Annotated in this window: 3 protein-coding genes; all 3 read left to right on the forward strand. The window is 32.9% G+C overall.

Features of this window, described 5'->3' with window-relative positions:
• Nucleotides 1-776, forward strand: a 776-nt coding sequence (locus Q0W04_RS10160) for an MBL fold metallo-hydrolase (RefSeq protein WP_298502892.1), incomplete at its 5' end; no start/stop codon positions are given.
• A 420-nt stretch (nucleotides 777-1,196) separates the two neighbouring features.
• Nucleotides 1,197-1,340, forward strand: coding sequence for a hypothetical protein (locus tag Q0W04_RS10165; RefSeq protein ID WP_298502894.1), 144 nt, complete (start codon nucleotides 1,197-1,199; stop codon nucleotides 1,338-1,340).
• Nucleotides 1,341-1,423: 83 nt separating this feature from the next.
• Nucleotides 1,424-7,096 (forward strand): AMP-binding protein (locus Q0W04_RS10170; RefSeq protein ID WP_298502897.1); only part of this gene is annotated, 5,673 nt, incomplete at its 3' end.

The raw sequence follows: 7,096 nt of genomic DNA on the forward strand, positions 1-7,096 counted from the left end.
TGGAAATTAAACCAGTAAAAACTTTTGAAAATGGATTCATGAAACAAACATTTGCTTTTGGCGGAGAAGATGGAATGGATGCATTTGATGAAGACATCAAATATCGTGCAAGCATTCAAAATTACTTAATCGACACTGGAGATGAAGTGATTCTTGTTGACACAGGTATTCCTGAGGAAATGCCTGAACAGGAATTTGATGAAAGCCTGATGATTTATAATGGTGTAAAAATATCAGATTATTTAACTGCATTTGAAAAATTGGGATATGATGTTGATGATGTAACCAAAATCATTATCACCCATAAGCATCCTGACCATTCAGGTGAAATTGCAAAATTCCCAAATGCAAATGTATACCTTTCAAAAACCGAAGCTGAAGCATTGGAATTGGAAGGGGACAATATTGTTTCTGTTGAATTCAATGATACTTACAAAAACTTCCCAAAAGCTGAAAAAATCGCAGATAACATTTACATAATCGAAGCGATAGGACACACTTCAGGCAACAGTATAGTCATTGTTGAAAATGACGATTTGTATTACATGATTCATGGTGATGTTACATATACTGATGAAGCTCTGTATGCAAATAAGCTATCTGTTGTTTTTGAGGATATCGAAAAGGCAAGAGAAACAATGGACAATATACGTGAATTCATTAAGGATAATCCAACAGTATATCTGTCAACACACACTCCATTAGGTCCTGAAAACCTTGAAAACAAATATGTTACTGATTTGGAAAAACCTCCAAAAAGCATTTTTCCCGAATAAATGCTTTTTATTTTCTTTTTTTTTAAACTAGATGATGACTCATAATTTTTGTGTTTAAAATTTTTTCTTATTTTATTATCCTTTAATTTTATATATTGGGAAGTATAATCTATTATTAGAGTTAATCAACTTTTTAGTTGTGTTTTTTATAGTTTTGAGAGAGGATAAAATTGGCCAGCAATTATTAATTCCTTTGGACTTGAAAGATTTGATTCCAAAAGATCCTACTTGTTACTTTTTCCAAAATGTTGTTTATTAAATGGATTTTTCAAAAGTCGATACAAGTTATTGTTACAAAGCAAGTAAGCCTGCTTATTCTTGAGAAATCATCCAATCCGATCTAACTTTTTGTTCGTAAACTATGAAACAAATTAACTAAAAAGTAGTAGATAATTTAAATTGTGTTATGCCAACTCCAACATGAAGTTAGTCAAAAGGAACCAAAAGTTGCATAATCCTGATTCACCATTGCTGATTGGTGAGGTTAAAGATGGCGAAACTGTTAAGGAAGTTTCCGAACCAAGTTATATTGATACTCAACAAAAGATTAATTTAAATTGTTGAATTGATAAATTATATATTAAAGTAAGTCATGTTGTTCGTGATTTTGTTTAAAGTTCAATTAGTTTAATATTGGGGAGTTTCATTTGAATCATTATGAAGTTAAATTTTTATTAGATTTTGATAATTATGATTATTCAATAATTGAATACATTTTCAGCAATGTCAGAAATGCCCTAAATTGGCAGTTTGATGAAAATTTTAACGCAAATCTAATCGATGAGGATATTAATTACCAGGTTAGAGATGTTTCAAATTTGGAAATGGATGAAATTGATAAAATTATCGATTCATTTTTTAGATTCAACTTTGATTATATTATTAACGTTCCCCTTTACAAGTTTTTAGTTTTAAAAAACAATAAAGGATTAAAAATTTTAGCTAATATCAGTTCATTAATATTTGATTATTCCTCAATAAATGATTTTCATGCATTATTTGTTGATTTGAATAAATCATATCCAAAAAGGGATTTGGAAATTTATTATAGTGGTGTAAAAGACTATTTGGATTCCCCTAATTTCAAAAAGGATTCTCAGTATTGGACAAAACATATCACTAATTCAAGCAGTTACGTCAATTTTTATAATCTAAAAAATAATGCTTGTAATAGCCAAATAATCAATGTTGATAATGATTCTGTTTCTACATTCATTGAGAATCATGATTGCTCTTTATTTGATTTTTATGGATGTGCCTTCTCATTATATCTCTCACGCATAAATAGAATTGGTGGCAGTTTATTAAAAACCATCATTCCAGGTAAAAAAACCGATTCGGAAGTATTTGATAAAAGTACATTGCTGAAAATCGATGTCAATAATGATGATTCTTTCAGTGTTTTGTTAAATGGATTTCGTTCCGAGTTTGAAAACGCTTTGAATCATGCTGCAGTTGATGTTGAAAATTATTTGGATGAAAATGCATCCTTTTATTCAATTTATGATTTCAATGATTTTGATGAGAATATAAGAGTTTATGCTGGAGAATATTCTGCATTAACATTGAATATCTATGGAAATTCCTTGGAACTTGTTTATAATTCAGAATTGTTTTCAGATGTCTATGCGGAACATATGGCGAGAAATATTGAATGCCTAATTAATAATGTCTTAAGTTCACCTGATCAGGCAATAAGCAGTGTTGATATTCTTTCTGATGAAGAAAAAGCGTTGCTTTCTGATTATTGCAGCGGAAAAACCATTGAAGTTGAAAAGGACAAGCTGTTTTCTGAAGCATTTCGTGAACATGCACTCGCCAATCCTGATGCTATTGCAGTTGATGACGGAATCAATCAAGTTTCATATGGGGAGCTGGAAAAATCAAGCAATTCCATAGCTAACGATTTATATGAAAACCATAATATCGGACCTGGAAGCCGTGTAGCGTTAATGCTTCCTCGGGATTATCATTTTCCGGAATTGGTATTGGCATTGAATAAAATTGGTGCTGCTTATGTCCCGATTGATTTGTTATTCCCTGTTAATCGTATTGAACATATGTTAAATATCTCTGAAACAGAACATCTCATCACAAAGGGGACCATTGCAGAAAGTTTGGATTTGAATGTAAATATCATCTCCATTGAAGATTTAAATCGTAATAAAGATGTGGACGTGGAAATAATCAGTAAAATTGATGATTTATTTGCAATCCTATTTACTTCAGGTACAACTGGCATTCCAAAAGGCGTAATGTTTCACAATAGACAGTTCCCGTGGTTCTATGCTGCATATGGGGACATGTTCAACGTCTCCCCAGGGGATGTTATCGGATTATATGCCAGTTTCAGCTTTGTAGCATCATTCCTGATTAATGCTTCCATGTTCTGGGGAGGATGCATCAGGTTATTCAACGAAAATGAACAAAAGAATAGCTTATTATTAACTAAAGCTCTCAAGGAAACTCATATAAATAGTTTAATCTTACCGCCAACTTTGGGCATTCCTATTTTCGAAAATGAAGATTTGAAACTTGATTATTTAATTTTAGCAGGTGCAAAATTAAATGAATTAAGTGAAAAAGATAGGCACACCAAATTGGTTAATTTTTATGGTACAACAGAAGTTATCTTTGCAATCACCAAAATTTATGATTTAAATGATATTGAAGATGATCGAGTGCCTGTAGGCAGACCTATTGCAAATACATGGACTTACATTTTGGATGAAAATGGAAATCAGATGCCCATTGGAGTTCCTGGCGAAATATGCATTTCCAGTCCGGCCATCACTCAAGGATACTACAACAATCCCCAATCAACCTCGAAAGTTTATGTGGACAATCCATACTGTGACAGTGAGATTAATAAGAGAATGTATCGCACAGGAGACATTGGATTTTATAATTTTGATGGTGAAATCGAAATTATTGGACGTGAAGATGATCAATTATCGGTTAGGGGATTTCGTATTGAATCCGATGAAATTTTAACCATCATGAAGAGCTTTGAAGAGATTTCAAACATTTATCTGGATGTTGATAATGATAACCTAATAGCTTATTACACAACCATTGATGATTTGGATATCAATGAAGTTAAAGATGCCTTAAAAACTGAATTGCCTTATTATATGATTCCATCTGTTTTCATTGAATTGGAAAAGATTCCTTTAAATACTAATGGAAAAATCGATAAATCATCATTGAGAGTTGTTACAAACAATGAAAATATTGAAATAACTGATGAAGTTATTTCTTGTGTCGTTGATGCATTCAAAGAGGTTTTAAATCAAGATGTTGTTTTAATTGACGATGATTTTGTTTCATTGGGAGGAAATTCACTATCTGCAATGAAACTGCAGTTGTTGCTGAATGAAAGATTGGATGTCAGCTTATCTTCAAATGAATTGATAGGCCTTTCCACACCACAGGAAATTGCAAATCACATTAGATTTAATTTAAATGTCCGTTCAACAGTTGATGAGGAAAAATACACTTTTGATGAACATTGCCCGTTATCCGAATCTCAATTAAATGTTTATCTTGATGAAAGCGTCAATGACATGGGCACTGCATACAACAATCCATTTAAGATAGACTTCAAGGACAATTATTCTGCTGGTGAAATAAAAGATGCTTTAATAAAATTGTTTGAAGCGTTTCCAATTTTGAAAGCTCGCGTTTTAAATGATGGGGGAGTTTTATCGTTTGCTTTTGATGCTGAACCGGAAATTATTGAAGGGTCTTTAAATGACATGCACTCTTTTGTCAGAAAATTTGAATTTGAAAAATGCTTGTCCCGATTTTTAGTTGCAGATGATGGCACATCAATTATTATATGCGCTGATTTTCATCATTTGATTTTTGATGGCACATCACTGAATATCCTATTAAATAAATTAGCTTCTATTTTAGATAATGAAGATTCTGATTTTATTGATAAAGGAGCGTTAAGGCAAATCGCATTTGAAGAAATCATCGATTCCGATTATATGGATAATGCCCGTGAATTCTTTGATGATATGCTGGCAGATAATAATGAAGTATATGGCTTGTTACCATCTTTGAACGGTACTGATGAGGAATTTGAACTTATTGATACTTTTGATATGGATATGGAATATTTAAGTTCATTTTTACAAAATCATTCCATAACATATAACCAATTCTTCACAAGCGTTTTTGCATATGCATTATCAAGATTCACTGGTTCTGACAAAGTTCTCTTCAATATCATAGAGGACGGCAGAGGCCATATTGATTTATCAAAGTCTGTTGGAATGTTTGTTAAAACATTGCCTGTCCTGATGGACTGCAAAAATCAGGATATTAATTCATATCTCAAATATTCCTCTAATTTAATTAACTCCGTCATGAAGTATGATCTGTATCCATTCCGTATTTTAGCTAGTGATTATGATTTGAACTCAAATATCCTATTCCAATATTCACATAATCTTTTTAGCGACGTAATCAATAAAGAAAATTTGAAATATAGTGTTGATGAGTTGGAACATGACCTGAATGCGGATTTGTCTTTCTATATATTTAACAATGGTGAGAATAGGCTAACGATTAGAATTTTATACTCTTCAATATACTCTAAAAATTTCATTGAGCACTTTACCCAATCTTATAAGTTAATTTTAAATGAAATGATTAGAGTTGGCGAATTAAAGGAAATTGATTACATATCCAATAGTGATATTGAGCTTTTAGACAGTTATAATCAAACCAAACATAAACTGGCTTATGATGATATTTTGGATGCATTTAATGATAATTTATCTGAATATGGAGATAATGTGTTGGTGGGTTATGAGGACACTAGTTATACTCATGGGCAGGGTGCATTCATTGCAAATGAGGTTGCCAATAAATTATGTGAGAGGGGTGTTGTAAAACAGGATTATGTTGCATTATTTGTAAATCGCAGTGAATGGTTTTTGCTTGCAAGCATGGGTGTTTTATCAATGGGAGGAATTTATGTGCCTATTGATACAAGCTATCCCGATGAAAGAGTTATTTTCATGCTTGAAGACACTAAATCCAAAGCTGTCCTTGTTGACAGGAATACCGAACAGCACATGAAAAGCATCATTGCTAAGAATGATTTGGATATTGATGTACTTAATGTTTCAAACATCATTTCTGGAGACATTTCAGCTTCAAAGCATTTGAATAGTGTTGAAGTTGATGAAGAAGACATTGCTTGCGTTTTATATACTAGTGGTACTACTGGTGTTCCTAAAGGTGTTTTGGTTACTAGAAAGGCAATAAATAACTTTGTGTCATGGTATGTTGATGAAACCAACTTCATTTCCAGTGATGTTTATGGCATGCACTGTTCATATGTGTTTGATATACATACGGCCGCATTATATTCTCCGGTCTTTTCTGGAGGTTCATTGTATGTAGTTCCAGAAGACATCAGACTTGATTTGAAAGCATTGAATGATTATTTTGTTGAACATGGATGTACTCATACCTACATTACAAGCCAGGTAGGTAAGCTATTTGCTGAAAGCGGCATGGAAACCACAATCAAACTTTTATGTTTTGGTGGAATGAAGCTTGGTGAGTTGAATGCACCGGATTCCATCGGTCCATTTGAATCCTATGGTCCTTCAGAAAACCTGGCAATATCAACAAGCATATTCGCAAACAAACGTATGCATCACTCAAGCATAGGCAGATTCATAAGCAATGTAAAAGGATATGTATTGGATAAAGAGCTTCGCCGTGTGCCTTTAGGCGCAGTAGGAGAATTATATCTAGCAGGTAGCCAATTAACTCCAGGTTATCTAAATCGCAACGAAGAAAATGATAACGCATTCTTTGACAACCCATTTGATGATAAGAAAGGCTATGAACGCATTTATAAAACTGGAGATATGGTAAGATTCTTGCCGGATGGCACTTTGGGAATTGTTGGCCGTCGTGACGGCCAAGTTAAAGTAAGGGGAAACCGTGTGGAACTCACAGAGGTTGAATCATCAATAAGGAGCATGGAAAATGTTGAAGATGTCACAGTTCAGATAATTGAAAATAATGGAAATAATGAACTGGTTGCATATATTGTGTTATCTGAACGTTTTGAAGGTTCTGATTTGGTTGATTGCGTTCGTGAACATGTAATTAAACATAAACCCGAGTATATGGCTCCTTCATATGTGGTAAAATTAGATGAAATTCCTTTGAATGTCAATGGTAAAGTTGACAAACGTGCTTTACCTGATGTGGATCTCACTAGTTTACATGCGGATTATGTTGCTCCAACAACTGAAGATGAAAAAATTATCGTTGAAGCATTTGAA

This window comes from uncultured Methanobrevibacter sp. (genome assembly GCF_947170395.1).
Lineage (GTDB): Archaea > Methanobacteriota > Methanobacteria > Methanobacteriales > Methanobacteriaceae > Methanocatella.

Excerpts from the sequence above, each read along its gene's own strand:
- Q0W04_RS10165 (WP_298502894.1), top strand. The coding sequence starts at position 1,197 with ATGAAGTTAGTCAAAAGGAACCAAAAGTTGCATAATCCTGATTCACCA.